4 protein-coding genes are annotated in these 3,012 nt (G+C 47.4%); 2 read left to right on the top strand and 2 right to left on the bottom strand.

The window, feature by feature from the left end:
• The first annotated feature begins 123 nt into the window (after positions 1-123).
• Together RDN66_RS24225 and RDN66_RS24230 are read left to right on the top strand one after the other, a co-directional pair.
• Complete coding sequence (locus RDN66_RS24225) at positions 124-408, top strand: type II toxin-antitoxin system RelB/DinJ family antitoxin (protein ID WP_059363302.1); 285 nt, start codon at positions 124-126, stop codon at positions 406-408.
• An 881-nt stretch (positions 409-1,289) separates the two neighbouring features.
• Positions 1,290-1,490, top strand: coding sequence for an antitoxin VbhA family protein (locus RDN66_RS24230; protein ID WP_059363303.1), 201 nt, complete (start codon positions 1,290-1,292; stop codon positions 1,488-1,490).
• Positions 1,491-2,129: 639 nt separating this feature from the next.
• Here the strand turns inward: RDN66_RS24230 and RDN66_RS24235 are convergent.
• Positions 2,130-2,426 carry a type II toxin-antitoxin system RelE/ParE family toxin gene (locus RDN66_RS24235; protein ID WP_077951050.1) on the bottom strand — a complete coding sequence of 99 codons (297 nt, stop codon included), beginning with the start codon at positions 2,424-2,426 and terminating at the stop codon, positions 2,130-2,132.
• A complete protein-coding gene (locus tag RDN66_RS24240; protein ID WP_059363301.1) occupies positions 2,423-2,827 on the bottom strand; it encodes a hypothetical protein in 405 nt (134 codons plus the stop codon). Before RDN66_RS24240 ends, RDN66_RS24235 begins: the two co-directional genes overlap by 4 nt.
• Between the last annotated feature and the right edge of the window lie 185 nt (positions 2,828-3,012).

A 3,012-nucleotide genomic window follows, 5' to 3' on the forward strand; every position in this document is an offset into this window, starting at 1 on the left:
GTTTTTTTCTATCCGACATGATCATTGTATATAAGTCAATGTTTTTAGTGGGTTTTTATTATATAAATATGTGTGTTGCTTGTGCGCACAACTGTACTAACATTACGGGTGTCGGAGGATCTTATGGATACTAAATTTCATTTCAGGCTTGATGAGAACGTCAAGATGAGAGCCCAGAAAGCGGCAGAAGCCCGCGGCAAAACTCTAAGTGAAGCTTGCAGAGATTTTGCTGAGCAATTGGCAAGAGAGGTTGAGCCTCTTAGTCAGCATGAAAAATGGCTGAAGAAGCAGGTAGAGCTGGCTGTTGCAAAAGCTAATTCTGGAGACGGTAGATTCACTTCCAATGAGGAAGTGAAGCGAGTTATGGCTTCAAGAAAAGACGAGATAAGAGCTAAGTACAAGCGCTAGCCTGTATATTGACGCTAATACTGAATATGCGTAATCTCGTTGAAAAGAAAAAACCGCCTGGGGAGGCGGTTTTTTCAAGGTTCAGTAAGTTGGGGAACTTCTGAACCGTGGTGACTGGCTTAAACGGAGCGCAGCGACCAAATCTGTCCTTCCAGTGTAGCTGTAGTTAGGCTAACTCTTCAAGAACTCTATGTGTACTTATATACACTGCTCCGCTCCGTAAACCTGTCACCAATGGCTACCGCCAGTGGCGATTCGTCGTGCCTTTCAGGGTTGGATTCAAGAGTACAGTTACCTGAAAGTCGTGGTAGTCGGGTTGAACGGGGAGTTCGTGCATACAGCCCAGCTTGGAGCGAACCACCTAAAAGGAACCCAGTTGCACGGGTAGGAATGAGAAAACGCCACCTTACGGCGGTCTGCAACGGGTAAACCTCAGGGTGGGAACAGGAGAGCGCACGAGGGAGCGACCCATCGGAAACGGTGGGGATCTTTAAGTCCTGTCGGGTTTCGCCCCTTCTGACTTGAGCACCGGAAATCGCCAGATTTCTGTGATGTTCGTCAGGAGGGCGAAGCCTATGGAAAACCGGCAATCCTACAGACCTTTTACATGGCTTTCTGCCTGAGCTGGTAACGCTCGCCGCAGCGTCATGACCGAACGAAGTGAGTGAATGACCGAGGAAGCGTAATGTCTGTAATGCTGAACAGGGCTCGTATCGCTCGGTACACCACTTTCCTCTCTGATTACACACTCTGGTGCAACGCTTTCCTGCCGTTTTCCACTTTTCCCTGCACAGCTGTACAACGGCAACATCCGGGCAGGATATGTAAAGTGGGCCCACTTTACGCCTGCCTTATTCGCATGACTGCTCAAAGGAAAACCCATGGCTGATGATCGGACACTGCAACTGCGCCTGACCGGGTTCCGCAAGGCTGAAGCATCTCTCAGGCTTGAAGGCATGGATCCTTCCGGAACGCCGCTCTATGAGTCCGTAAAAGCGCGGCTTCTTTCCGGTGAGATCACCTACGACGAAGGCCGCGCTGAGATACTGGCCCATCACCAGAAGCGGGCAAACAGTAACTGACGCGGACAGGAAATGTTTTGTGACCACAGCCAGCTGCGCCGGCGCCACAAAACAGCGGGACACGATGTGTTTTTGGAGTACCGCCGGCACGCCAAATCCTCCTGGTCAGGCTCCGCCCGACACCCGCCAGGAACTACGGTCCCACTCCTCGTTAAATCCGACCCCTTTGGCGATATTCCTGCCGCGCCTGGCGGCTTGCCCAACGCCTCACGGTCGCACAGTAAACTGCGCACCCGCTCACCGTTATCTAGAGAGTTCTGTGCTGGAAATGAGCATCTGGTTACAACATCCGTGCGAAACTATCCTCCATTCACTTCCGTGCATAGCCATGCAGACGCGCAGAAATCATCAGGTGCGTTTTTCAGGGTTATGGCCAGGAAAGGTGCTGGAAATGGCTAACTCGTTGCAGAGTGACGCTGAGGGCCTTTCAGAGGGTGCGCCCAAGAGATGTTATGGTAAATACGTATATCCTAAGGAAAAAGGTCTCTACTTGAATGAACTTTTTCCTTAGGATTTGAGCTGTTTGCCTAATTTATAAGGGCGTAGACTGGCTCTGTCTTCTGTCTAGAAAACAAAATACATTGTTAAAACATTTTTTGAGTTGCTTCTTTCTCCCTCGCTGAGGCAGGTTGCGTTGCCTTAAATGAGTTTTGCTATGTTTCGTGATTGATGGAGAACTCGTAGAACTTTTACTGTTCCATGGCCTTCTTGATAGTACACATTTAACGATAGGCCCTTGATGATGAGAACTCTCACGCCAGACACTATTTCACTATCTTTGCCGAGAAATGGATTCTCTATTAGTAAGTCAACTGTGTCTTCTATGTACTGATCTGCATCTTCAGCAGCTTTTGGATTCTGCTGATAAAGCCATTCGAAGTAGTCAGCCCGATCATCAATAGCTTCTTCTTCCCAAATGAGATTGCTTGCCATCATTCGCTTTCCTTCAGCTTAAACGTCATCTTGTCACCCATGAATACGATGGTGTCGTCATTACTATCTTTTTTAACCGGAAGTGATTCCCGGGTACTGGTAAATTTCTTGTGGCCTTCTTTCAGTGTGTAGCGGATCAGTCCTGTCGGAGCATCCGGTTTTCCGGATATTTTATAGCCTTCCGCCTCTTTTTTTATCATCCATGTATCGCTATCTGCATCATAAAGTACGTCAACCTTATCTCCGATTTTCAAGCTTATGTTGTTGAGGCATTCAGTCGAGATCCTGATGGAAAGCTCTTCTGCTGACGTTGAAGGCTTGAATGATTGGGTCACTGTTATCTGACTAGCAGATCCCCGGCGTGTTGATATTTTTGTTTTTGAAAGCTGGCTTATGAATCCCATACATCCTCCTTTTTTCTCTTGTTTGTATTTTAACTGATCTTCACTGATCGATCATCATCCTTCTTCGTTTTTTTCTATCCGACATGATCATTGTATATAAGTCAATGTTTTTAGTGGGTTTTTATTATATAAATATGTGTGTTGCTTGTGCGCACAACTGTACTAACATTACGGGTGTCGGAGGA

It is taken from the genome of uncultured Kluyvera sp. (assembly GCF_902485085.1).
In the GTDB taxonomy this organism is placed as follows: domain Bacteria; phylum Pseudomonadota; class Gammaproteobacteria; order Enterobacterales; family Enterobacteriaceae; genus Kluyvera; species Kluyvera ascorbata.